23 protein-coding genes are annotated in these 25,058 nt (G+C 56.6%); 12 read left to right on the top strand and 11 right to left on the bottom strand.

Features of this window, described 5'->3' with window-relative positions; genetic code table 11:
* Positions 1–289: 289 nt before the first annotated feature.
* On the bottom strand, positions 290–1,414 hold the full coding sequence (locus AC5FXY_RS03845) for a metallophosphoesterase (RefSeq protein ID WP_493555310.1): 1,125 nt from the start codon (positions 1,412–1,414) through the stop codon (positions 290–292).
* A gap of 486 nt (positions 1,415–1,900) precedes the next feature.
* Between AC5FXY_RS03845 and AC5FXY_RS03840 the strand changes: the two genes are divergently transcribed.
* The 5 genes from AC5FXY_RS03840 to AC5FXY_RS03820 all read left to right on the top strand — a co-directional run bounded on the left by AC5FXY_RS03840 (position 1,901) and on the right by AC5FXY_RS03820 (position 9,514).
* Positions 1,901–3,616, top strand: coding sequence for a CotH family protein (locus AC5FXY_RS03840; protein WP_493555309.1), 1,716 nt, complete (start codon positions 1,901–1,903; stop codon positions 3,614–3,616).
* Between the two features lie 183 nt (positions 3,617–3,799).
* A complete protein-coding gene (locus AC5FXY_RS03835; protein ID WP_493555308.1) occupies positions 3,800–4,096 on the top strand; it encodes a GIY-YIG nuclease family protein in 297 nt (98 codons plus the stop codon).
* Between the two features lie 396 nt (positions 4,097–4,492).
* Positions 4,493–6,871, top strand: a complete 2,379-nt coding sequence (locus AC5FXY_RS03830; RefSeq protein ID WP_493555307.1) for a ribonucleoside-diphosphate reductase subunit alpha — start codon at positions 4,493–4,495, stop codon at positions 6,869–6,871.
* A 74-nt stretch (positions 6,872–6,945) separates the two neighbouring features.
* Positions 6,946–8,829 (top strand): RNA-directed DNA polymerase, encoded by a 1,884-nt coding sequence (locus tag AC5FXY_RS03825; protein ID WP_493555306.1) that lies wholly within the window; start codon positions 6,946–6,948, stop codon positions 8,827–8,829.
* Positions 8,830–8,893: 64 nt separating this feature from the next.
* Positions 8,894–9,514: a hypothetical protein gene (locus tag AC5FXY_RS03820; protein ID WP_493555305.1), complete on the top strand. Its 621-nt coding sequence runs from the start codon at positions 8,894–8,896 to the stop codon at positions 9,512–9,514.
* Between the two features lie 59 nt (positions 9,515–9,573).
* On the opposite strand, the gene AC5FXY_RS03815 is transcribed toward AC5FXY_RS03820, so the two are convergent.
* Positions 9,574–10,677 carry a S41 family peptidase gene (locus AC5FXY_RS03815; RefSeq protein WP_493555304.1) on the bottom strand — a complete coding sequence of 368 codons (1,104 nt, stop codon included), beginning with the start codon at positions 10,675–10,677 and terminating at the stop codon, positions 9,574–9,576.
* 221 nt (positions 10,678–10,898) lie between these two features.
* Here AC5FXY_RS03815 and AC5FXY_RS03810 point away from each other — a divergent pair, with 221 nt between their 5' ends.
* The 3 genes from AC5FXY_RS03810 to AC5FXY_RS03800 all read left to right on the top strand — a co-directional run bounded on the left by AC5FXY_RS03810 (position 10,899) and on the right by AC5FXY_RS03800 (position 12,504).
* Positions 10,899–11,240, top strand: a complete 342-nt coding sequence (locus AC5FXY_RS03810) for a hypothetical protein (RefSeq protein WP_493555303.1) — start codon at positions 10,899–10,901, stop codon at positions 11,238–11,240.
* A 153-nt stretch (positions 11,241–11,393) separates the two neighbouring features.
* Positions 11,394–11,678, top strand: coding sequence for a hypothetical protein (locus AC5FXY_RS03805; RefSeq protein ID WP_493555302.1), 285 nt, complete (start codon positions 11,394–11,396; stop codon positions 11,676–11,678).
* Between the two features lie 382 nt (positions 11,679–12,060).
* On the top strand, positions 12,061–12,504 hold the full coding sequence (locus AC5FXY_RS03800; RefSeq protein ID WP_493555301.1) for a hypothetical protein: 444 nt from the start codon (positions 12,061–12,063) through the stop codon (positions 12,502–12,504).
* Positions 12,505–12,755: 251 nt separating this feature from the next.
* On the opposite strand, the gene AC5FXY_RS03795 is transcribed toward AC5FXY_RS03800, so the two are convergent.
* Positions 12,756–13,211 carry a hypothetical protein gene (locus AC5FXY_RS03795; RefSeq protein ID WP_493555300.1) on the bottom strand — a complete coding sequence of 152 codons (456 nt, stop codon included), beginning with the start codon at positions 13,209–13,211 and terminating at the stop codon, positions 12,756–12,758.
* A gap of 181 nt (positions 13,212–13,392) precedes the next feature.
* Here AC5FXY_RS03795 and AC5FXY_RS03790 point away from each other — a divergent pair, with 181 nt between their 5' ends.
* The 4 genes from AC5FXY_RS03790 (at position 13,393) to AC5FXY_RS03775 (ending at position 16,171) form a co-directional block, all read left to right on the top strand.
* On the top strand, positions 13,393–13,983 hold the full coding sequence (locus AC5FXY_RS03790) for a hypothetical protein (protein WP_493555299.1): 591 nt from the start codon (positions 13,393–13,395) through the stop codon (positions 13,981–13,983).
* 1,061 nt (positions 13,984–15,044) lie between these two features.
* The gene (locus tag AC5FXY_RS03785; RefSeq protein ID WP_493555298.1) at positions 15,045–15,431 is read left to right on the top strand and encodes a hypothetical protein; all 387 of its coding nucleotides are present in this window, start codon (positions 15,045–15,047) and stop codon (positions 15,429–15,431) included.
* Positions 15,432–15,547: 116 nt separating this feature from the next.
* Positions 15,548–15,724 carry a hypothetical protein gene (locus AC5FXY_RS03780; RefSeq protein WP_493555297.1) on the top strand — a complete coding sequence of 59 codons (177 nt, stop codon included), beginning with the start codon at positions 15,548–15,550 and terminating at the stop codon, positions 15,722–15,724.
* 39 nt (positions 15,725–15,763) lie between these two features.
* Positions 15,764–16,171: a hypothetical protein gene (locus tag AC5FXY_RS03775; RefSeq protein WP_493555296.1), complete on the top strand. Its 408-nt coding sequence runs from the start codon at positions 15,764–15,766 to the stop codon at positions 16,169–16,171.
* Between the two features lie 280 nt (positions 16,172–16,451).
* Here the strand turns inward: AC5FXY_RS03775 and AC5FXY_RS03770 are convergent, their stop codons facing one another.
* From AC5FXY_RS03770 to AC5FXY_RS03735, 8 genes are all read right to left on the bottom strand, one after another.
* Positions 16,452–17,147, bottom strand: a complete 696-nt coding sequence (locus AC5FXY_RS03770) for a hypothetical protein (RefSeq protein ID WP_493555295.1) — start codon at positions 17,145–17,147, stop codon at positions 16,452–16,454.
* Positions 17,148–17,182: 35 nt separating this feature from the next.
* Positions 17,183–19,357 carry a peptidase domain-containing ABC transporter gene (locus AC5FXY_RS03765; protein WP_493555294.1) on the bottom strand — a complete coding sequence of 725 codons (2,175 nt, stop codon included), beginning with the start codon at positions 19,355–19,357 and terminating at the stop codon, positions 17,183–17,185.
* Between the two features lie 81 nt (positions 19,358–19,438).
* Positions 19,439–22,600, bottom strand: a complete 3,162-nt coding sequence (locus AC5FXY_RS03760) for a lantibiotic dehydratase (RefSeq protein ID WP_493555293.1) — start codon at positions 22,598–22,600, stop codon at positions 19,439–19,441.
* A gap of 45 nt (positions 22,601–22,645) precedes the next feature.
* The gene (locus tag AC5FXY_RS03755; RefSeq protein WP_493555292.1) at positions 22,646–23,764 is read right to left on the bottom strand and encodes a lanthionine synthetase C family protein; all 1,119 of its coding nucleotides are present in this window, start codon (positions 23,762–23,764) and stop codon (positions 22,646–22,648) included.
* 270 nt (positions 23,765–24,034) lie between these two features.
* A complete protein-coding gene (locus AC5FXY_RS03750; protein ID WP_493555291.1) occupies positions 24,035–24,229 on the bottom strand; it encodes a class I lanthipeptide in 195 nt (64 codons plus the stop codon).
* Positions 24,230–24,287: 58 nt separating this feature from the next.
* Entirely contained in the window at positions 24,288–24,485 is a 198-nt protein-coding gene (locus AC5FXY_RS03745; protein WP_493555290.1) for a class I lanthipeptide, read from the bottom strand.
* Between the two features lie 72 nt (positions 24,486–24,557).
* The gene (locus AC5FXY_RS03740) at positions 24,558–24,755 is read right to left on the bottom strand and encodes a class I lanthipeptide (RefSeq protein ID WP_493555289.1); all 198 of its coding nucleotides are present in this window, start codon (positions 24,753–24,755) and stop codon (positions 24,558–24,560) included.
* 86 nt (positions 24,756–24,841) lie between these two features.
* Positions 24,842–25,036, bottom strand: coding sequence for a hypothetical protein (locus tag AC5FXY_RS03735; protein ID WP_493555288.1), 195 nt, complete (start codon positions 25,034–25,036; stop codon positions 24,842–24,844).
* Positions 25,037–25,058 lie beyond the last annotated feature (22 nt).

Here is a 25,058-nt window from a genome sequence, read left to right as displayed (position 1 = left end):
CTTGGCTCAGACCAACACCGCTTTAGCTCGCCACCCAGGCTTAGAACGGCACCAAGGCGGTTACTCACCAAGCTGAGTTTGGCTTTGCGGTGTATCAGTTCGCTACGCAAGCCTATGAGTTGGCTGTCAGCAGTTCGGTGGACTGATCGACCGAGCGGTGGAGCTGGGGACGGCGTGGGCGCAAGAGCGAGTCCGTTTGGCTTTCCCCTGGCTTACGACCCAAAATACGTGGCAATTGGGCAACTGCTTTGCCTCCGCGTGGAAGTAAAAGCAGTTATCCTGAGCAGGCTCACAGTATCTCGGCCCGCGTTACCAGCGAAAAGCCGCTGCCGCTGAGCTGCACGAAGTACACACCCGCAGGCAGGGCATTGCGCGCCCAATCGACGCGGTGCCAACCGACCAGGGTTGGGCCTTGATGCAGGGTAGCTACCTGCTGCCCCAGTCCGTTTAGCACGCGCAGATGCACGGCTGCTGCAGCGGGCAGAAAGAACTCCACCGTGGCGGATTCCTGGATGGGATTAGGCGTGACAGGGTACAGCCTGGGCTCAGGACTGGAGGTGCGGTGCAGCACATAAGTATCGATCAGCACGCGGCGGCGCGTGTAGAACTGCAGCGTCAGGCTATCAGCGGTGGCATTGAGCAGCATGGCGCCGTAGTCCCCGGCAAAAGTTACTTGGCTATGCGGAGAACGAGTCGGGCGGATGCCGTAGATGCTGCGGCCGCCGAGGCCGTTGACGAAATAGGGCAGCCCGCCTACGTTGAGGCGCTCGTAGATGTGGTCGTGCCCAGTCAGCACCATGGAAGCGCCCCATTCTTTGAAGGGCCACTGCATCACGGGGGTGTTGCCGTGCCAGCCCGATGAGTGCGGTGCGTGGTGGAAATACACCACCCTCCACCGTTCCCGCGAGCTGGCCAGCTTGCTGCGGAGCCATTGGGCCTGCGCCGAAGTAGCACTTATGCCATCGGGCTCGGCCGGGTCGCTGTCGAGGGCGAAGAAGTGCACGTTGCCGCGCACGAAGTCGTAATAGCGGCCGTTGCCGGGCAGGGTAAAATAATGACGGTAGGCCTCGCCGTTGCGGGTGTAATAGTCGTGGTTGCCGAGCGAAGGAAAGAAGCGGTTGGTAGAGGCCCGGGGGCCGTAGCGGCCCTTATAGTTGCCGATGTATTCGTGGTAATACTGGCCGATGTTCTGGTCGATGGTGGTGGAGTCGCCCAGGTCGTAGTTGTTGTCGCCCAGCGTCAGGATGAATTCTGGATCCCAGCTTTTCACCAGGTTGGCCACGTCACGCTCGGCGGGCCCAGCGTAGCCGTAGTCACCGATGACGGCGAAGCGCTGCGCGTGACCAGTAAAGGCCAGCACCCACAGCACTGAAAGCAAAAACAACCGTTGCCAGAGGGAGCCAGCGCCAAACATTGTACTTGAGTTATGATAAATAGAAACGCTTGAGGGATTTTATCCTTCGCGCATCATCGGTAGACTTTTAGTACGAGATTCGCGCCCCTTTTACGGAATCGGGGCCTGTTTCGGCCGGCTACCTATCACGACCCGATTGCTACCTACGCAGCCATTGCATCCGCTCTTATCAGTTACCGACCTTCCAATTAACGGCATTATGCCCGCATTCCCAGCCCCTGTACCTTTCCAGGCAAGCTATTCTACTGCCCAGCTGCTAGTGACTTTTCAGCGCCTGCGCTAGCCGTCCAGGATTGGTAGCCGAATCTGACGACGCAGGCCCCCGACCACGCCGGTCGATGTAATCTAGGTGCTTGTCAGGTCCTTAAGCGCCTAGCTGACCTCATTCCCGTTTTGTGCCGCCAGCATGGGCATAGCCTTTCGCTGCGCCTCGGCCCAAGCGGGCAACTGATTCCCTGCTTTCTAGACAACACTTCTTACCACATCATGCCCAAAAACATTACGCGTCAATTACTCTTCCTTGCCTGTTTCGTGCTACTAACGGGGCGCGCCACGGCCGGCGACACCTTGGCTATTGCCCCGCGCTATTACCACATCGACCGGGTAAACCGCTTGATTCTGATCAATCAAAGAACCGCTGACATCAACACCAGCCTGCAGGCCTTCACGTCTACCCTGGATTTGGGCGAGGCGTACACCTTTACGCAGCCGGTGCAGCAGGTAGAAACCAACACTTTTTACGAAGTTCAGAACGCCGGCACCACCTACAAGCTGTACTTCACGCAACTGCCCATCGTGCGCATCGATACGCGTTATGAGATAGTGGACAGCCCCAGCGTGCTGGCGCAGCTTACGCTGACGGAGCCCAACGGCACGGTTACGCAATCCAACTTAGGTATTGAAATCCGCGGTGGTTACTCGCAGACCTACCCGAAGAAGTCGTACGAGTTGAGCTTCTGGGCCGATACGGTGGGGGCTACCTCGCGCGATGTGCGGCTGCTGAACATGCGCAACGACAACAAGTACAACCTGCAGGCTTTGTACAACGAGCCGCTACGCTTCCGCAGCAAAGTGACCAACGAGCTGTGGTTGGAGATGCACCAGCTCTACTACCAGGCTCAGGAGTCGGATGCTAAAGCCGGCATTTCGATGCAGTACGTGGAGGTGTTTGTAAACGAGCAGTACAAGGGCATATACGCGCTGAGCGAACGGGTGGACCGTAAGCAACTGAAGCTGAAGAAGTATAACAACGAAATCCTGGGCGAGCTGTACAAAGGCAGCGACTGGGGCGGCGCCGTAACCTTTACCGGCCTACCCCCCTTCGACAACACCAGCGACACGTGGGGCGGCTTCGAGTACAAGCACCCGGATGAGCAAATCGACTGGAACAACCTCTACAACTTCGTGGACTTCGTGATGCACAGCTCTGATGCGACGTTCTACAGCACGTACCAGCAGAAGTTTAAGCTGAGCAGCGCCGTAGATTATTACATCCTGCTGAACCTGGCCCGGGCTACCGACAACACCGGCAAAAACCTCTACATCGCCAAGTACAAGAAGAACGAGCCGTACTTCTACGTGCCGTGGGACCTGGACGGCGTGTTTGGCACCGATTGGGAGGGCCTGAACACGGGCAACGTCAACGACGTGCTCAGCAACGGCTTCTACGACCGCCTCAACCAGGACTGCTCGCCCACAGGCTTCCGCGCGGCGCTGCGCGCCCGCTGGCTGGCTCTGCGCGCCACCGTGCTGACGGAAGACCACATCATGGCGAAGTTCCAGGCGAACTACAACTACCTGGAAGCCAACAATGCCTATGCCCGCGAGCAGCTGGCCTGGAGCGCCTACCAGCACGCCCCGATGCAGCTGCCCTACATTGCCGGCTGGCTGCGCAACCGCCTTAGCTACCTCGATGGCGTGTTTGGCCAGCAGTGCGCACCGCTGACTGCTGCCAACCAGCAAGCCAGCACCAGCCAGCTTCAGCTGTACCCGAACCCCGCCAATGGCTACCTGATGGTGGAATTTAGCACCTCGGCTTCCGCCGACCTTAGCATCCGCGACCTGAGCGGCCGCGTGGTACTGCAGTCCAAGCTCAAGTCTGGCCCGAACCGCCTCGACATCGGCACCTTGCGCAAGGGCGTGTACGTGGTGACGGTGCAAAGCGCCTCGCTGGTACGCACCGAGAAGCTGATGGTAAACTAAGTTGCTACGCTTGCTAACTGAAGCAGGGCCGATTGCCGAGGGGCAGTCGGCCCTGTTTGGTTTTGGACTTATGCTGGTAAACTCGAGCAGTTCGGTACACATTCGGTTCTCTACGTTATCAGCCCGTCATGTCGAGCTTGTCGAGACATCTCGCGTGCTGATGTCTGAGAGTATCTTCACCGCATGAGCTTTTTCGTCTATATTTTGTCAAACCCTGCCCGCACCGTGCTCTACATCGGCGTGACAAATGACTTGGAGCGACGCTTGTATGAACATGGTCAGGGCTTAGGCGATGCTGGTAATTTCACGGGTCGTTATCAGTGCAACTTATTGGTATACTTCGAAATCGTCCCTAATGCGCCGCAGGCTATTACCAGGGAGAAGCAGCTAAAAACGTGGAGCCGCGCTAAGAAGGAATGGTTGATCAACACGCTCAATCCTAAGTGGGAATCGATTGATCCACGGACGTGGAATGGCTGATGGGGTTACTATCCGGCGTCAGCACGCGAGATGTCTCGACAAGCTCGACATGACGGGCTGATTAAGGGCATGCCGTTCAACCCCAAAAAACCGCGTTTCTGGTACCACGGAGCTTACCGAAAATGGCTCAAATCAGCAACCCGATTTCGGAGGCTTTACCACTGGGTTTAGCTATGTGGATAACTTCTAAAAAACCGCCCGTGCGGGGGCATCAGCGCATTGTGGAAAACTTTCTGCTGAGTTAAGACTTGAGGTGAGCACAGCAGCCGGCTATATTCCGCTCATCATCGGCGCGGGCCCGGGAGTTCTTGTGAGTTAATCGACTGATTCCTGACCTCCTGAGCCCGCGCCCCTGTATATTCTTCATTTCCACACCGCTACAAGTTCGCACCGCCTATGTTGGTAATTAAACGCGACGGCCGGCGCGAGTCCGTCAAGTTCGATAAGGTTACGGCTCGCATCGAGAAGCTCTGTTACGGGCTGAACATGATTTACGTCTCGCCCATCGAGGTGGCCAAGAAGGTCATCGACGGGATTTACGACGGCGTAACCACCGTAGAACTGGATAACCTGGCGGCCGAAACCGCCGCTTCGCTCACCACCAAGCACCCCGACTACGCCATCCTGGCGGCGCGCATTGCGGTGAGCAACTTACACAAGGTGACTTCGAAGTCGTTCAGCAGCACCATGAAGCGGCTGTACACCTACGAGGACCCCAAGAACGGCGACAACGCTTCGCTCATTGCCCGCGACGTGTGGGAGGTGGTGCACAAGCACGCCGCGCAGCTCGACTCGGCCATCATCTACGACCGCGACTACAACTACGACTACTTCGGCTTCAAGACGCTGGAGCGCTCCTACCTGCTGCGCCTCGACGGCAAGGTGGTGGAACGCCCCCAGCACATGCTGATGCGCGTGGCCGTGGGCATTCACAAGCACGACATCGAGCAGGCCATCGAGACCTACAACCTGATGTCGGAGCGGTGGTTTACGCACGCTACGCCTACCCTCTTCAACGCGGGCACGCCCAAGCCGCAGCTGAGCTCCTGCTTCCTGCTCACGATGAAGGACGACTCCATCGAGGGCATTTACGACACGCTCAAGAACTGCGCGCTGATCTCGCAGAGCGCGGGCGGCATCGGGCTGGCCGTGCACAATGTGCGCGCCACCGGCTCGTACATCAAGGGCACCAACGGCACCTCTAACGGCCTTGTGCCCATGCTGAAGGTGTTCAACGACACAGCCCGCTACGTGGATCAGGGCGGCGGCAAGCGCAAGGGCGCTTTCGCCATCTACATTGAGCCCTGGCACTCGGATATCTTCGACTTCCTGGACCTGAAGAAAAACCACGGCAAGGAGGAAAACCGCGCCCGCGACCTGTTCTACGCCCTGTGGGTGAACGACTTGTTCATGAAGCGCGTGGAGGCCAACGATGTGTGGACGCTGATGTGCCCCCACGAGTGCCCCGGACTGGATACTACCTGGGGCGAGGACTTCGAGCGCCTGTACCAGAAATACGAGCGTGAAGGCCGCGGCCGCAAGACCATCAAGGCGCAGGACCTATGGTTTGCCATCCTGGAAAGCCAAACGGAGACGGGCACGCCTTACATGCTGTTTAAGGACGCGGCCAACCGCAAGTCCAATCAGCAGAACCTGGGCACCATCAAGTCGTCGAACCTGTGCACCGAGATTATCGAGTACACCGACGCCGATGAAATTGCGGTGTGCAACCTTGCCTCGCTGGCGCTGCCGCGCTACGTATCGGAGAAAGACGGTAAGGCCTTCTTCGACCACCAGCGCCTGTACGAGGTGACGTACCACGCCACCAAGAACCTGAACAAGGTTATCGACATCAACTACTACCCCGTGCCGGAAGCGGAGCGCTCCAACCGCCGCCACCGTCCCATCGGCCTCGGGGTGCAGGGCCTGGCCGATACCTTTATCGCGCTACGCATGCCTTTCGAAAGCGAAGAGGCGGCGGGCCTGAACAAGGACATCTTCGAGACCATCTACTTCGCGGCCGTGACGGCCTCCAAGGACCTCGCTAAGCGCGACGGGTACTACGAGACCTTCCCTGGCTCGCCCATCAGCAAGGGCCAGTTCCAATTCGATATGTGGGGCGTGACCCCGGAATCGGGCCGCTGGGACTGGGAAAGCCTACGCAAGGAGGTGATGGAGCACGGTGTGCGCAACTCGCTGCTGGTGGCACCCATGCCCACGGCTTCCACGGCCCAGATACTCGGCAACAACGAGTCGTTTGAGCCTTACACCTCCAACATCTACGTGCGCCGCGTGCTCAGCGGGGAGTTTATGGTGGTGAACAAGCACCTGCTCAAGGACCTGGTGAAGCTGGGCCTGTGGAACGACCAGATGAAGCAGGAAATCATTGCCGCCAACGGCTCGGTGCAAAACATTCCGAGCATTCCGCAGCACATCAAGGACCTGTACAAGACGGTGTGGGAAATCTCGCAGCGCACCATCATCGACATGGCCGCTGACCGCGGGGCTTACATCTGCCAGAGCCAGAGCCTGAACTTGCACGTGCAGAACCCCAACTTCGGCAAGCTGACTTCCATGCACTTCCACAGCTGGAAGCGCGGCCTGAAGACCGGCATGTACTACCTGCGCACCAAAGCCGCCGCCGACGCTATCAAGTTCACGGTGCAGAAGCAAGCCGCTGAAACGCTGGAGCCGGTGTACGCCGAGGACCAGAACCGCAGCGACATGGCCTGCTCACTGGATAACCCGGACGCTTGCGAGGCTTGCGGGTCTTAAAAGCTTAGCATTATATCCACGAAATGAGGGGGCGTCTTTCTAAAAAGGCTGCCCCCTTTTTATGAAATTTCGTCATGAATTTGAATATCAAACTGGCTCTTGACAGGGTCTCTAAAGAGTACAACGATGATAAGACATTCGTAAAATTGCCTTACGAATTAGCCTTTATCAAAAATAACAATGGAGAGTGGGTGAAGTCACTGGAGGAGGACATAACAAATGATAGGTACAACCAAGGCCCTATCCAAATTTGTGAGATTCCTAAAACAAATCACCATATACGTCCAGGCGCGCATCTGTCAATCGAAGACGCTGTTTATTATACAGCATTGGTAGGTGAGGCTTATGAACACATACACAATGCCACCGTATGGGCAAGAGACAGATACGATTATTCACACAACCTTTCAGGCAACAAAGAGTCAGTAAAATGGATTAGAGATAATTTCGTTGAATGGAAAAACTTTAGACGCAAATCTCTTGAAAAAATAAGTCAAGGATATAACTATGTTGTTATCGCAGATATATCAGGTTTTTATGAAAACATCAATATACAGACTCTTACTTACGATTTGAAACAGTGCGGTGTTCCTGATGCTGTAGCCAATAAGATATCTTCTTGTCTAAATCATTGGGCTCAAAACCACGGCAAAGGTCTTCCCCAAGGCTACAATGCTTCCCACATACTAGCGAAGCTGTATCTAAATTCAACTGACATTCGCTTGAAAGATGACGGGTATATTCATTTTAGATATGTTGACGATATCCGTATCTTTTGCAAGAGCAAGACAGAGGCTAAACAGGCTTTGATTATGCTTACTGCTTTGTTGCGGGATAGAGGACTTAATCTACAAACAAGCAAAACCAAAATTCTATTTGGAGAAGCCGCCATAAAACACATTGACGGTGTCCAGCCTATTATAGAAGAGATTCTTGCAGAGATAAGCAAACTCGATTCCGAAGAAAAACTTAAGATAGAGCAGGAGCGGAAGGTATCAGAGACGAAACCAGTGGAGAAGACCGAGATAGTTCAGAACTCTTCATCTGGTACGAGCTTTGAGCACTTGGTGCCTATTTTCATCGGGTCAATGCAGGCTGCCAGCAATTCATATGAAGATGAACTGCCGGCGGGCTTACAAGAACCAGAGCTAGAAATATTAGAAGTCGGTTCTTATTGTAACTTCGAAGCAGTTGCGGATAATACTATTGCTGCTGAATTCGAGTTAGTATCCTCCGAAGTAAAGGCGGCCAAGGCCAATAATGAAGAAAGTTCTGGTGTAGAGACAAAGCAGGCAGAATCTTCGGGCACTGGCTACAACTCTGACCCGGAGACAGTAGATATATCTATCATAAAACGAACTTTCCAAGCTTTTTTCATCAACATAGAACCTTCTTATTTCGACAAAACGCTTTTTAGGTTCTTACTAAAGCGACTTGCAAATGCAATAGATGCATTTGCGGTTGATTACTGCAAAGCCTTATTTGAGGCACATCCCGAAGAAACATCTACTATACTCAAGTACTTTAAAGACGTAGACGCTCTTGAAGATGCGTTTACCTCAATAGAAAGCTTTTTACTTTCAAGCGAAGCCATATACCATTATCAAAACTACCAGATAGTAGAGTGGTTAGATGGGATTGAGGAATCATCCCCCAATGAAACAGTAATTACACTAATCCGGAAGTGGGCACTTGACAACACCAAACCATACTATTTAAAAGCAATATGCAGAAAATACTTTTGCAGATTTGCTTCTGTTGGCGACTTAGAAGTATTTGAAAAAATCTGCAAAGAAACAACTGACAAAATTGAGCAATCTGAAATGATATGTTTCCTGCAAAAAATGGAGAAAAACAGACGTAACTCAACATATTCAAGAATAGAGAGGAAGAGCATACTTAATAAGTCTGCTATTATTTATGTAAAATCATTAGATGCCACTCTAAAAACATCTTAACCGCTTGACCCAGAAGCAGAAAGCCGCCGCAGCTCCTGCGGCGGCTTTTTGCTTCTTTAGCACTATGAAATTGCTGCGCCTTGGGTTGCTGCTGGGCTTACTGACAGGCTGCGATAAATCAACTACGACGGAAACCATTGCTACCACCCCCATCATCGAGCCGGAGGTAGCCGCTTGCGCGCTGCCAGTGTACGACTTGGCGCAGCTTCGGCCGCAAGAGAACCAGCGTCTCGACTCGGTGCAGGTGGCGCGTTTGTGCCAGCAAGACGTGGGCTTGCGCCGCGTTCTGGAATCCTATTACAGCGAGGAGCACGTCTACGCGCTCGATACGGTACGCTGCGCCGGCTTGGTGCTGCTCACGGTGTACCACGTAGACGAATCCGGTCATCATGACTTGTACTACATCACCTTAGACTCGGCCGGGCAGCGAGTGCAGCAGGTGGAGCTGGTGGCCGCGTGGGGCAGCGACGGCGGCTGGTCAGGCAAAACCACGATGCAGCGTCGCGGCCGGCGCCTGCGGGTAACGTCTGTAGACAAAATGGAAGACGAAACCAGTAACGACTTGTTCTACACCCATACAAAGGATTCGCTGGTGGCAGACTACCACCTTGGCCCAGCTGGGCAGCTCGTGCTGACCCGTGTGGACAGCGCCCGGCAAATAGTGCACAACCGCAGAAGCAATTGAGTATCGCAGCCGCCGCAGCTCCTGCCGCGGCTTTTTTGCTTCCATCCTTGATGCAACGGCTACCGCTTTGTCTGTTTAGAAGGTTGCGAGGTTCTGCTTGCCCAGCTAGGCTTGGCGGCGGAATGGATTTTGGGCACTTTAGCTTTCCGCAGCCACTGCGTAGCGGCCCGCACTTTAGCGTCTTGGGTTAGGTTGGCAAAATCATCGCCGCCGTTGATGGGCACGTCGGGCGTTACCTGGTCGGGGTAGACTTGGCCGTTGCGGTCGGCTTCCTGTTGGGTGGCGATGGTCAGGCCCGAGTTGCCGGGCAGCGGAAAGCCTTCGTTGGCGGTGGTGGCGCCGTAGGTGGACTCGCCGAAAAACCGGGTACCGGGCCGGCCTTTGAGGCTAATGGCCACAATCTCGCCCGCGCTGGCCGTGCGGCCGCTGAGCAGCACCGCTACCGGTAGCGGGCGCCGGGGCCCGGGGCAGCGGGCTGGCAGTTTGCTGAAGGCCGTGGTGTCTACGTACAGGTTGCCGCCGCGCAGCTGCCATTGCTCCTGCGGCCGCCCGTCCTTGTCGACGTAGCCGCCGAGGGGCCCATCGCCGATGATGGGGGCTAGGCCGGCGAGCATGGGATGCATGGCCCCGCCGGGATTCAGGCGTAGATCGATAATCCAGCCGCGAAGGCGGGCGGGCTCGATGCGGCAGAGCGAGTCGCGCAGGGCCTGGGCCAGCGCCTGTACGTCGGCCAGGCTGCGCACCTGCATGCCCGGCACGAGCACGTAGCCCACCTGCTGGGGGAGGAGGCGCACCCGCACCCCGGGCTTCTTTTTCAGCTCGGCCTTGACGGCTTCGTTGGTGTAAGCTGGGCGCGGCTTTTTCCAAGCATAGGTGCCGCCCCGGTAGCTAAGCCAGCCGTGGGTATCGTTCAGCTGCTCAAAGAGGTAAGGGTACACGGGCAGCACTTCGCGGATGGATTGGGCGCCGCGGGCCTTTTCGTACACGGCGCTTTGGAGCTGGTTCCAGTCCACTTTGTCGCGCTGCAGGGCGTGCTGGCGCAGCAGCGTCAGGCTTTGATCAAGGTACTGCTTAACGGAATCGGCTATCTGGTAAGGATTGTTCTGGCTGTTGGCTACGTGAGCCCCGCCGAATAATAGGGCCAGGATACAGGCTTTCTTCATCTGGTAAAAGTAGCCGACTGAGGCATAATCGGGCTGGCAACCCGAGTTGGGCGCGCCGGCATAGGTGCGCTTTTAGCGCCGCATAACTTGGGGCCTGCTATGAAGTAGAACTTGTGGCTGCACTGCCGCCCTAGCGGCAGCCGAAACCGCGCCGTTCGGCAGTTGCGGTTGTAACGAAAGCCGCGGCAGCTCCTGCCGCGGCTTTTCTGCTTCTTGGCCTAATGAAACTGCTACGCCTAGGTTCGCTTTTGTTGCTGCTCAGCAGCGTCAATGTCTTCGGTCAGGCTAAGAAGACTGTCCCGAAGGCGTCGCCTACGCCGTTGCAGTTGCTGCAAGGCACTTGGATTGCGGGCGAGGAGGAAGGGTTTGAGGTAAAAGGCAGCCAGCTGAATAGCTTCCTGCATCCTACCCCGCGAGTACCTTTACGACTCGTGGGCGACTCTCTGTTTCTGGACTACGGCAAACAATCCGTGACCAGAAACCGGGTACTGAAGCTGGACCGGGACAGCTTGGTCATCCGCTACACCGACGGCACCGTGCGCCGGTATTACCGGAGCAGGTAGTTCTGATCTGACTTCCCAACTGGCGCGGCTTTGATGTAGCGTAATGCGTGGTCAGCTGCAAATTCAGGTAATTAACTGAGCAGTCGGCGGGCGGGCAATAACCTCGATGTCGCGCCGCAGATTCTGCTCAGGAATCACCACTTTGCGTTTGCTATGTCAGACTCTATTCTTCACCTCGTGGGGCAGGCGCACGCGCTGACCGAGGCAGCGGCCGCTACCGAAACGGAGGCCACGCAGCGCAAGCAGCTCATCCTAGCCGATCTGTCGCTGCACCTGGTACAAGCTGCCCTGCGCCAGCCCCGCCCCGAGCCAGCCGAGCTGCGCCGCTACCTGTTCTCCATCCTCACCCTGGCCGATGGTTTCGTCGATGAACTCGACCTAAAAGCCATGGCCGAGACCCTGTTGCCTGGGCCGCCGGCAGAGCAGACCGGGGCCTAATCGAAGGCAGCTATCCTGCTCCCTCAGCCAGTACGGGTTATCAGCCTATGCCTGGCCAGTCGCACAGCTACGGAGCACATTCGGGCAGAAGTAATCTGAAGTGACCTATGAAGCTCCGACTCGCCCCGCAGGAGAAGCATGGATTACCTGGTGACTCAACTGGTTCGTCTTGTTTGTCTGGGTTACAGTAGTCAATCTAATTGCCGTAGCGGTGCTGCTTTACCAGCAAGGACACATACCAGCCGAAGAACTATGAACTTTTGCTGCCGATCCAGATGAAGCAGGACAGACTATATGGCATTGGTACAATAGCCAAAAATCCGCTCTCAGCTTCAGCTTCGTGCCTGGCACACTGCTATATTGAGGGGCTACTCTCAGCGCTATGATGCCTTTCTTCAAGACTATATCCGGGTTGGCAACACTGCTCGGCCTGAGTTGGCAGGCCGCCGCGCAGGTGGCGCCCCCTACCCTGCCAGCCCGCACCCTGCTCACCCAAGTCGATACCGTGGCGGCGCTGCAAGAGCTGTTTGCGCGGAAGCGCAAGAACAGCGGTTATTTTCTGGCAGCTACGCCGGTCATGTTTGGGGTGAGCGTGGTGGGCATGGGCGTGGGGGCCGTGGCCGCGCTGGATGGCAGCACGCCCAATATGGCTCCGCCTTTGATAATCCTTGGGAGCGGAATTACTGGCACCGTCATGCTACTCAACCGCTACACCCGCTACACCCGAGGCAGTGAGCGGGAGGTAATAAGCAAGTACGAGCGTAAGCATCGTTTGCCTGGGTGGACCAAGCGCCAACTTCAGCAGCAAGTGCTGCGGCCGCAATAACGCCTGGCACGGATCGGCAAGCTGGCACTGCGCTGCTTGGATAATACAGCCTATCAAGCGACGTTCGCCCTTCTAATGAGCGAGGCGCAGCCTCCCGGCATGGCAGGCACGAGTTACAAACTCGCGCCAGATTAGGGCCTGTTTAGGCCAGTTTGAAGATTGCTGACGCAGACAATACCTGCGCTTCCCCAAGCTGCCGCAGCCTCTGCGGCGGCTTTTTTGCTGGTTGGCTCACACTGTTACTTCTCCCGTCACGCGGTGACCTGTTGAACCGGCTTCTGAACTCGACTTGGGAAGCTCAGTCGTAGAAACAGCAGGATGTACAACACGTCGATGAATACTGGAAAGACGGAGCCAGGACCTTGGTACAAGGCATTGCCGAAATAGTTATCCGACGTTCGAATGTCCAGAAAGGCGTACATGCCATGCATGAGCACCAGAGTCCTGGCTACCCATACTTTTTTATCCTCGTCTTCCGCCAGCAGACCAATGATGATGATCAGCGCGCCGATCGTGCACATGTGCAGGAACACCCAGGACATGGCGTCATCATAATGGGGAGAAGCCAGCAAGGCGGCTGGCACCTTAAACTCCGCCATTCCCTGCCTCACGCCCTTTGCAAGCATGCTGCCGGCCATGAGTATGTTCAGCGTGCCGACGAAAATACAAGTTGCTTTAAAGCTAGAAAGCAATTGGAGGTAGCGCATAAACCCAAGATTTAAGAGCAACGGAAGCTACTCATTGGCTCTTGAATTGTCAAAGGCGACCTGCGCCGGCCTTGCTGGCGCCAGCCAGGGACCGGCTACTTATCACATGATTATGCGGGTCGGGCAGCCCGGTTCAGGCATTCTTCTTGCAAAGAATCGGACAACCTTCTCTCAAATTTCCATGAACCACTCCTCCCGCGTACTTCTCTTTTCGGCCGTGGCGGCCCTGTCGTTTACCAGCTGCCGGAAGACGGCCCCGGAGCCCACTGCCAGCTTCGCCCACACCTACGTTTTCCAGACCGTTCAGGGCATCAATCCGCCCGAGGTAGTACGGCAAGAGCAGCCGGCCAACCGGCTCAGCGGCTCGGCACTGTTGAACAGCACGGATTTGGAACTGACCGTGGCTACTTCCGGCGAAGAAGACCTGAAGTTCAGCATTGCCCGCATGCAGCTTTCGGGCAGCCTGACGGGACAGTACGACCTGGCCGAACCCGAGTTCAATAAAGCTGGAGCTGCCGTTACCTACACGTATCAGAATACGGCGGGCAGTGCTCCGCAGGCGCGTGTGTACAGCAATCAGCCGGGAGCTACCTTCCCTACCAGTGGCTCGATACAAATCACTCAGTACAACGAAAAGACCCGCCGCATCAGCGGAAACTACCACGTTAGCTTCTCGTTTGTGCCCAATCCGAAGGCACCAACCGCCAACGGCCCAACCGACCGGCAGATTCTCCTTACCGGCCAATTTGAGAACGTAAAATTATTGCCGTAACAAGCTCAGCCGAGGGTCTGCCGATTTATGTTCGATGGCAAATGAATTTGAGGTGCTGGTCACCTATGCAGACTACCGCCAAGGGTTCGTCGCTGAAATTTGGTTGAGCAACCTCCACGTGGCAGAGGTCTACCTAGATGCGAATCACCAGAAGCACATCGACATATTTCACCTGGAAACTGACGTCTTATCGCTACCCTTTTCCGCTTTCTTGTTGGCTTTGCAACGCGCCGATGAGCAGCTACGGCTAGAATAGGGCGAGCGGCAGCCAGCAGCCTTTCCCCTCGTGCTGGCAGCGGCAGATACAACACGGCCGGCTTCTGCTTCGCGCTGAAGCCCGCTGTGCCTTTCAAAGACTACCGATTGGTAACAGCCGTGGCCCCGCCCCAGCGGCAGGCCGGCACTGCCCCGCTGCTCTAAATTCAATGTTTGCTTAACAAACAGGCACGAGTTGTCGACCCGCGCTAGTCGTGTGATAAAGAGCTAAGCTTCCTGAAGCCACTGCAGCTACTGCGGTGGCTTTTTGCTTCTTGGTCCCATGAAGCTGCTGCGCCTTTTGATGCTGCTGTCCCCGTTGGGTATGCCCTGCAACTCGTGGGCACAAACTACTCCTACCAACCCAACTCCGCCGACGCCTTATGAGCTATTCCAAGGTGTTTGGATATACAACTCGGAAGCCGGTAAAATTTGGGTAATTGGGCATCACCTATTCTTTGATGCCGAGAGAAAAAAAGCCCTTTGGGTACAGCATCAATATGAAAACGCTCACCATTGACAGGGACGGCGTGCCCGACAAAAGGCGCCTGCTGAAACTGACGGCAGATAGCTTGGTGTACGTCACTTCCGACGGCCAAGTGGTACGGGCTGCATAAGCGGAAATAGCAACCGTCAGCAGCCCGAATCGGTGAGTGTAAGACGGCGCTTGGTTGCGTGGAGCTAGACTTGATAGAAGCATAACGAAGGGTTACCACAGGCGCAACACTGACGCCGGACCTTTGTGGCGGTCGGGGCGCAAGGCGCTGCGGCTGGCTTTCCATCGTCAACCCAACCCTTCTGAAACTATGAAAACGCTCCTGCAAACTGCCGCTTTATTTGGCCTGCTCCTGATGGGTGCAAGCCGCACCGTCACTGCCCAAGGTCCAGCCCCCACTAGCCAGCCCGTATCGGTGGAGCAGGTGGGCGAGTGCGTGTACGTGGTCCGGGTGAGCAACCCAGCCCAACTGCCGGGTCAGCTGCAGCTAGTACGCACCGCCGACGGGACTGTGCTACACCACAAAGCCAGCACCGCGGCCGCCTTTGGTGAAAAGCTGAACGTCAGCCAATTGAACGACGGCCAGTACACCGTGGTGGTGAAGCTGGGCCGGGAAACGCACCGCTTCGCCCTGGACCTGCGCACGACGCAGCTACGCCGCGCCAGCCTCATCAGCCTGGCCACGCCTGGCCGCTAGCTTACGAGCCGGCAACAGGCGGGTAATGAGCCGAAGCCAATCACACCGCCCCGGACGAGTTCGACGGAGTGCCGGGCATGGTGCAACAACAGCATCTGCCTATCCTAGATTCGACCTTGCAAGCACTAGCCGAGGAGCAGCGCCAGCACTACCTGAAAGGCGTCGCGAAGTCATCCAAAATCTATTTTCTGCAGAACACCATTTTCGCCAAAATATGCAATGGCTGGGAGGCATCGCCGACGCGAAAAGCGCGCCCATTGGGTTACATCAACGCCCTGTCTTATAAGCAGTAAGACAGGAATACTTAACCCTTACCACTTCCTCTCAACGCCATGAAAACACTACCAAAATCAGCCCCTGGGCTCTTCCTTTTGGCTGCCTGCGCCGGCCTTGGCTTCAGCCCAGCCGCGCAGGCCGCAACAGGCATTCCCCAACCCGTCTACGTGGATCAGGTTGCCGACTTTACCTACGTGGTGCGGGTGAGCAACCCCAAGCTGCAGTGGGGCATAGTCAAGCTAATGCGCGTGCGCGACGGCGCTACCCTGCACTGGAGCGGCAGTTACCAGCCGTCGTTTGGGCAGAAGCTCAACATGCGTGACCTACCCGATGGTCAGTACGCCCTCGTGGTGAAAGTAGGCAAGGAGGTGTATCGCTATATGCTGGATATGCACACCACCGTGCAGCGCTCGGCTCGTATGGGCACCGTGACGGTTACAGCCATGGCCAACCCAACCGATTAGGTCCGCTGGGGTCTTGATTTGGATGCGAATTTCTTAGCGCCACCGCCCACAGCGGTGGCGCTTTTTGATGCCGTAGTTTATAGCTTATCAGCCCCTAACTGGCGTGGGCTTAGCGCGGCACACCTACTCACCTTCAGGTCAGAACACCATGACCGCCCACGGCTATCGAAAGCTGAAAACTCAACTTAAGGTGCAAGACATGAGAAAAGCCAAGCGCCGCCTGCTAGCAGGTGGCGCTTGGCTTACTACAAATTCCTGTTCACTCTGCTGACAAGCTGTTTTATAGATGTAAAAAACGCTCGTATAGATATTTCTGTTGGATAATAACCTGTGCTGAGGCCAGGTGTTGGGTTTTGCCTTGGGAGTAGCTTTCCCAGACGTTTTGCGGCGGCTCATCCAGCTTGACCTCAGCGGACAGTTGGCCATTTTCTTCCATTATACTGGCCGTGGCTATTGTGCCGGTTAGCGTCTGTGTTTGTTGCAGCTTGTCATCGGTGAGGCTGATGCGCACTTGCTGGCCAACCCGCACCTGCGAGGCCAGGCTTGGGGTAAAGCGAATACGCGTACAATTTTCGGTTGAGTGGGGCTGAATAGTAAGCTGCTGGTTGTTTGTCTGACCAGCCAGATTAACCCGGCCCGCGATAGGCGCGGTAACGGCCAGTTCGGCCGAGCCCTGCCGCACGATGGCCAGCAGCTCGTTTTGCTGCACCATCTCGCCGTGCTGCACGCGTAGCAGCACCGCGCTTGACGGCCCCGGCAACGGAACAGCCACTTGATGAATACCAAGCGTCAGTACGGCAGTGCCATTAACGGTGCTCGGATAAGGCTGCAGACCTGCCACCACCAGCAGTAACAAGGTACAGCCCAGCAACAGCAGGTTGCCCCGACGAATTACCCAGCTCGGCGGTGTATCTAAGATCAGTTTGACCTCTTGACTCAATCCCGTTGTCTTGGGAGAAGCAATGGCAGTACTCATATTCGTGGGTAGAAAAAGCAAGCTAAAACCGGTAGTTAGGCCCCCAACTCAAGCTGGTTCTTGACCAAGTTGAAGTAAAAGCCACGGCGCTGAATCAGCTCGGTGTGGTCGCCTACTTCCACAATCCGGCCGTTTTCCAGCACGATAATCTGGTCGGCGTTCTTTACCGTGCTGAGGCGGTGCGCAATGACCACCACGGTCTTCTCCTGAAAGAAGCGGTCCAGGTTTTCGCTGATGATGCGCTCATTTTTGGCATCCAGAGCACTGGTAGCCTCGTCGAAAAACAAGAACATTGGGTCCTTGTACACGGCGCGGGCAATCAGAATGCGCTGTTTTTGCCCAGTGCTCAGCCCCAACCCGTTTTGCCCGATGCGGGTGTTGTAGCGGAGCGGAAGGTTCTCGATGTACTCGCGGATATTGGCTATTTCCACCGCGTGCAGCACCCGATCCAGGTCGACTTCCTCTTCCCTGACGGCGATGTTGTTGATGATGGTATCGTTGAAGATGTAGCCTTCCTGCATCACAGCTCCGCACTTGTCACGCCAGCTGCTGTGGCCAAAGGAAGCAAGCGACTGGTTTCCGACCGTAATAGCGCCTTCCACGGGTTCGTAAAACCTGAGCAGCAACTTCAGCAGAGTGGTTTTGCCGCTGCCACTGGCGCCCACGATGGCCGTGACCTTCTGGTGAGGAATAGTCAGGCTGATGTTTTGCAGCGCCGGATTGGAGCCGCTGTCGTACTTGAAAGTCAGGTTTTGCAGGCGTATGTCGCCGGCCGGCACGGGAAGCCCCTCGCCCACCAAAGCTTCTTCGTCGTCTTTGCGGTGTATCTCGTTGATGCGCCCAATGCTGAGCCGCGCGTCCTGCCAAGATTTGATGAATTCCACGATCTGCAGGATGGGGCCGTTCAGCTGACCCACGATGTAGGAAATGGAAAGCATCACCCCGAGCGTAAGCTGGCCGGTAAGCACGAGCCGGGCAGCCAGGAAGGTTATCAGGATGTTCTTGAGCTCGTTGATGAGCGAGGCACCGCTTGACTGCAGCTGGCTCAGCTTCAGGCTTTCCTGGCTGGTTTGGAACAGCTTCACCTGCAGCATTTCCCATTGCCAACGCTTGCGCTGTTCAGCGTTGTGGAGCTTGATTTCCTGCATGCCATGAATCATCTCCAGGTTTTTCTCGTGCTGCTGCGAGAGTTGGCTGAAGCGCTTGAAGTCCAGCTTGGCCCGGTGGCTCATAAAGAACAGCACCCAGCCGAGGTACATGACGCTGAACACCAGGAATATGAGGAAGATCAGCGGGTTATAGAGCAGCAGCACTACTCCGAAGACTAGCAGACTGATAAAGGAGAAGACCACGTTAAGGGTGCCCGACGTCAGAAACAGCTCCACGCGCTGGTGGTCGCCGATGCGCTGCAGGATGTCCCCGGTCATCTTCACGTCGAAGTAACCCAGCGGCAGCTTCATGAGCTTGATGAAGAAGTCGGAAAGCAGGTTGATGTTGATCCGACTACTGAGGTGAATCAGGATGTGGCTGCGTAATAGCTCCGTCAGGGTCTTGCCCAGAAAGAGCAGCAGCTGGGCCAGCAGAATCAGGTGAACGAAGTTCAGATTATGCTGCTGAATGCCGATATCGACCAGGCTCTGGGTAAGGAAGGGGAACAGCAGCTGCAGCAGGCTGCCTACCACCAGCCCAACGAAGAGCTGCAGCAGGAGTTGCTTGTACTTAAGCAGGTACTTGGAGATGAAACGTACGCTCTCGGCGTGCTCGTCTACGTCGGACTGCGCTTGCTCGAAGGTTGGCGTCTTATCCAGTGTCAGCACTACGCCTTCTTCGTCGGCTACGGCCCAGTTCTTCAGGAACTCCTCCCGGCTGTAGGTAATAAGCCCGTGTGCCGGGTCCGACACATAGACTTTGTCTTTCTTGACTTTGTAAACAATTACAAAGTGTCGCTGGCGCCAGTACGCAATGCAGGGAAACGGGGCCCGCTGCTTTAGCGCGTCAAAGTTGATCTTGATGCCTTGGGTTTGGAAGCCTACCTGCTTGGCTGCCTCGCTGAGGCCCCGCAGGCTGGAGCCGGCCCGGGTGGTGTTGGAAAGCTTGCGGAAATAATCCAGCGAAAACATCTTCCCGTAGTACTTGCTGATGATGCGCAAGCAGGTAGGGCCGCAGTCCATTTCGTCGTATTGCGGGTAGTGCGGAAAGGTGCTAAACATAGGGCAAGGGATTGACGAACGACGACTCGAATAAGCGGAGCGGATGCTAGGCCGGCAGCTGAGGAGTGCCGGCAGGCCGGTTTAGGCTGACACAGCTTGCTGGGCTAGTAAGGAGGTGTAGTACTTGCGCAGGAAGCCGTAGAGCACGAATTCATAGACGCGCTGGCGGGTGCGGAAAAAGCGGTTGACGTGCATGTGCACTAGGCTGTCGAGGAAGGTGGTGCGGGGAGTTCCGTCGGCGAGCAGTTCCGCCACGTCGGCAGCCAGGGCCGCGTTGCGCTCGTGCACGAGGCGGGCCACATCCGCGGCCAGGGCCGGGTGATGACTCCCTGCCAGAAAGCCCACGATGGCAGCTCGTTGGTCCCGGAATTTCTTGTCCAGGATGCGCGCCGGCGTGCCCGTGGCATTGAACTCGCGGGTGAAGTGACCATGAACCCTCTCCACGAAGGCCTTGCGCTCTGCCAGGTTCAAGCCGAACAGGTCGAAGTAGCCATCGATGGAGGCCAAGCAGGCCAGCCACCGGGTTTCTTCCTTGGGTTCCCGGGTCAAGCGCTGCAGCAGGCGTACGCACAGGCGGCTATCCTGGAAGAAGATATTTTCCATGGGCTCGATCTTCTCGAACCCGTAACGCTCCAGTTCGCGCTGATAGGTGTCCATGGCCACCTTCCAAACCACCTTCTGCTCCTTCAGCTGCTCCAGCACGGGGTACAGCTCATTAAACACTTCGTCGTAGCGGTGGGCATCGAGCAGGTGCAGCCGCAGACGTATGTGGAACTTCGGATCGGAGTAGCGGATAAAGAACCACTTATCGATCGTGCCGGCCGCCTGTAGCTTGTCAAGCAGACCGCGCAGGCGCAGCAGCAAGTGGTCGGCATTCTTGAAGCCGGTGTACAGGTTGAAGTACAGCCATTCGCTGCCGGGCAGGTACTCGCGCTGCACTGGCGAGGCGGCGGGCCGGTGGCGGAAGGCCGGGGTAACGGCTGCGGCTTCGCGACGGAAGAAAAACAGCGTTTCGTTATTGAAGGCAGCGGCTTGGCCGTTGGTTACCAGGGGACGTAGCTCTGCGAAGAGAACCTCCGTAATCATCACCTGCGGCATGTCCTTCACCTCGTCCACAAAGGCCTGCAGCAGCAAGGGGCTGTCGGCTTTGATGATGAGCTCGTTGTCGCCCTTGGCAATGGAGAACACCGCCGGCAGGCCGTGTTGGCGGGCGAAGGCGGCAAAGGCGGCTGGCAGCTTAGCGTCGGAGGCCTGCAGCACGGGCGCCAGCTCCTGCTGGGTAAACAGCCAGGAGGCCCGCTTCAGAATGACGTTGCCGTACGTGACACGGGGCAGGTGCTTGAAGAGCTTGCGCAGTGCTTCCAGCTCCAGCATGCAGCCGGCTTGCCCGTTCAGCTCCTGCATGTCGCAGAGGAAGTGATAGAGCGGCAGGCTCTTGCCATTGCCGTAGTAGTGCGCGTTGGTAAGATAGGGCAGCACCTCCCGCTGGTGCCGCTGCGAAAACAGCACCAAGCGGTTGTCGCGAATGCAGAGCATCAGGTCCTCGATGAGCAGTTGCTGCTCAGGGGCCAGCGTGCTGCCAGCCAGGTAAGGAATTTCATAGTGGCGCAGGGCCGGCCGTTGCAGCACGTTGCCGAGCCGCGCCTGCGGCAGGTGGGTGATTTCAGCCACCAGTTTATCGGGGTGAGCCGCCGTTTCGGCCGCCACTACATCCTGCAGCAGGCTGTACATATCGGCATCCTGGTTGCCAAAGCGCCCTAGCCAGGTTGCGGCCGTGGGGCCGCTCACGCCGTGCAGGAATACTACTGGCTGCCCGGAGGCATCCTGATAGAGCGAGGTCATCACCGAGTAGGTGGTGGTCAGGCGCTGGCCGGTGAACGGATACGCGGCCAGGTCAGCATCGGTCAGGTTTACCACGGGCGCCTGCCGGAGCTGGGCATCAATCAGCTTGGGCAGCCAGAAGTCGGTGTGCTGGCTGCTGAGCGTAGTTTGCTCGGCAGCGGCCTTGGCGGGGCTAAACCGCAGGCCGCCGATCAGTTCCGAAATATCGGAACGCGTGTCGTCCAGGAAGTTGCCGTAGCCGATGCCGGATTCAATGTCCAGGGCCTCCACCAGCGGAACTACACTGGCGTCGTAGCGCTCCTCAAACGCTTTCTTAAACTTGTCCAGCTTGGCGTTGGGGCGGATGCTGGCCAGGCGCGACAGCACTTCCAAGCCCTTTTGTACATCCTGCGCCACGCGCGAGTCAATTTGGCCCTGCGCAAACGTGGTGGTCAGATCGGTTTGCAGAAGGGAATTTTCCTCAAAGGGGTGCTTGAACTCCGTAGCCAGTGCTTTCAGTTGCTGGTAACCGGTCATCTTATGGGCTATCGGTTGCGCGTCTACTGCCCGGGTGCCGTGGCGAAGCTGACCTAGGTAGTCCAGCAGGCTACCAAGGGCGGCATAATGCTCGGGCTCGGCGGCAGCGGCCTGCTGCAGTTCGGTAAGCACCGTCAGCACTTGCTCTTCCAGTACCGGGCCGGTGGTGCCAAGCTCCAGGTTGCTCACCAGGATCTGGACCTCTATCAAACGCTCCACAAAATGCGTGGCATCGGCAGCCGTTACGTCCGCGTCGGCCAGGCTGGCGGCGATGTCGCTGATGCCCAGCCCCCGCGGCGTGGCGCGTAGCAAGGTCAGCAGCCGGTCGATGTATTCGTGCTGCCCAATGGATACCAGCTGGTACCGGCGCTTGGTGCCGCGGTAGCTGTATTCCACGTAGCGGTAGGCATCGCCAAGCTGGTACAACGAGGTATTAATTCTGTACTTCAGGTAAGGCCGCACCCAGGCTTCCGTGCTGAGCTTGCTGGTCAACGAGAAGAGGTACTGGCTGTCGAGGCGGGTATGCTGCTGAAATTGAGCGGGCTCAGCCAGCTGCAGCTCCGTGGAGCCGGGCTGTACATCCACCACCGAACAACCCGCGAACAACCCAAAGGGCGTGCAGCGCGTGGAAAGCCGGTTGACGTACTTAGCCAGGGTAAGGCGAAGCTTCCGGGCCTTCTTATGATCTTCGAACAGCTCTTCAGGCTGCAGGCTGCGCACGGCGTAGTAAAGCTGCGGCGAAGCCAGGTACAGACCGCTCAGAAACGTCTCGTCGCGCACCAGGGCCGCCAGCGCCGCCTTGTCGTCCCCGAAGAATTGCTGGTAATAGTCGAGCGAGTAAAGCGGCACCCGCACCACGGCCTTGTCGAAGTATGTGTGTTTCATGGAAGCTCCGGAATAAGCAAGGAAAAGGAACTCAGCCAGCCGAGGCTAGGCCAGCAGGAAAAACCGGTCCCAGTCGCTGGGGGCATGCGGCCGCAGGTAATCCAGCAGCACCAGGGCCACGCCCACGGCGCCGTCGAGCAAGCCAAACTTGGCCTCGTAGGTTTCACCGGCAAATTTTTTGTAGCCGCCGGGTCCGTCGGGATGGTGCCCCAGGTCCAGCGTTTGGGCTATCCAGGCTTGGTAATGCAGGCGGAAGCTCTCGTCGCCGCTGTAGGCCAGCCACTTGCGGTACGTGTGGGCTACGCTGCTGCTGCCGTGGCAAAAGCCTGCATCGTAGGTCAGAGCCGTAGCCGGGATGCTGCGCCGCGTGGCCCGCTCGGCCAAGGCTTGCGCTTCGGCTACCAGGGCATCATCTCCCAGGGCGCGGCCGGCACGGTACAGGCCTATCGACACCACCGTGTCGCCGTAGCACCAGCCCAGCGGAATGCCGTAATACGTTTCTATGGTGCCGCCCTTCAGCATGACGATGGAGGGGTAGGCGGAAAGCGAAGTGTCATCAGCGGATCGGTAGCGGCGCAACAGCTGTTGGCTGGCCTGCAAAGCGGCGCGCACCCGGGCTGGGTTGGGCGCCAATGGCAGGTATTTGACCAGAAACATCAAGTTGGCCACCACGCCGTGTGCCATGCCGCAGTTGACGTAGCGGGCATCTTCGTCGGTGTAGCCCGGCACAAATTCGTTGAATGCCAGGCCTTCTACCGCTTGCTGCTCTATGCCTTGCAGCAAGGCCTCGCAGGCCTCGATGAGGTGAACCTCGTTCGGGTACCGCTCAAGGCGGGCCAACAAGTAATGTCCCATGCCGAGGGCGCCGTGCAGGAAGTCCAGGTTAGCCTGCTTCAGCAAATGGCGCATCATGGCAATCAGCGCGTGGTCAGCATCGACGAGCAATTCGTCGATAGAACTGCCGAGAAATTCTTTTTCGCGCAGATAATTAAATAAAAAGGCTGCCCCGGCTAGTCCGTCGCAGTAAGTAAATGAAGTAACGCGCTCCTGTAATTTGAGTACAATTTGATTGACTAATTGAAGTGCTTTTTGCTGATATGAATCGTCTTTAGAAAAGCTATACAGTTCGTAATAAAGCAGCGCCAAACTGGAGGCGCCATTCATTAGGGATATTCTTGCCTTGCCTGCCGCCAGCTCGGCTTGATAATTGGCAAATACAGCTTGTTCTATCAGCTGTATTTTGTGGGTGGCGGAGTCTGTTAAGTTTGCCGAAATCATAACGTACAGGAAAGGGATAAGACAATGCTCTAGGCTGCCAGGCAGCTGGAAGTATTCAGCACAGCCCCGGCAGGGGGAAGTATACAGGGCCGCTGCCGGCACCTGTATACTTCAGCACTACACTGCGGTAGTGACTACCCCTTGGGTAGCTATGTTCTACTGGATTTCTTCAGACGGCGTGGGGCGTGTGCTGGTGCACCAGCAGCAGGTCACGTTGGAAGCGGTGCTGTGCACGGTCTCGTAGGCGGCTTCGCCGCCGGCGAGTTGCTCGAGTTCCTGCTCGGTCAGGTCGGCTACCGACTCCTTGTTGAACGACAGCTTGGCGTTGGGTACTTCGTTGTGCTTGGACATAAAATTGTTTGGAAAAAGGGGTTGGAAAGAGAGAAAGAGTGCTGTTGTAGAAGTTGCTCTATTGGATTTCTTCTTCAGACGGCGTGGGGCGTGTGCTGGTGCACCAGCAGCAGGTCACGTTGGAAGCGGTGCTGTGCACGGTCTCGTAGGCGGCTTCGCCGCCGGCGAGTTGCTCGAGTTCCTGCTCGGTCAGGTCGGCTACCGACTCCTTGTTGAACGACAGCTTGGCGTTGGGTACTTCGTTGTGCTTGGACATAAAATTGTTTGGAAAAAGGGTTGGAAAAAGGGTTGAAAAAAAGATGAAACAGTACGCGTGATGTGGGGTAAGTCAGACTTCGTCAGGTTCCGAAACCGGGCACCAGGCGCCGCTGCACCAGCAGCAGGTGATGTTGGAATTGGTGCTGGTCACGGTAGCGTATCCTTCCTGGCCACCGACGAGCTGTTCGAGTTCCTGCTCGTCGAGGTCGGCCACTGATTCCTTGGAAAAGGATAGCCGGGGATTAAATTCTTTTTGGTATTTATTCATCACAAATTGTTATATGTTGCCTGGACTAATTGCTGCCTATTACTGTATTGAATAAGTATTTATCTATTTAATTAGCCTGTAAATAATCATTCGCGTAGCGTTGCGTTCCAGACATCGGATGTATCCCAGGGGTAAGGGCTGCGGGGCATGACATTGTGGTCTGGTTCCTGAAATCCACCCAGAATTTGGTCCATATCGTTATCCGACAGCAGAAGGATTTGGGTGTCGTCCAGCAGGGCTTTGGCGGCCGGGGATTTGGTTTTCTTGAACAGGCTAATCATGGCTGCGAAAAGAAGGTTGATT

The sequence above is a fragment of the Hymenobacter sp. FMD4 genome (genome assembly GCF_058932745.1).
This window is presented reverse-complemented; position numbering and strand designations above follow the sequence as displayed.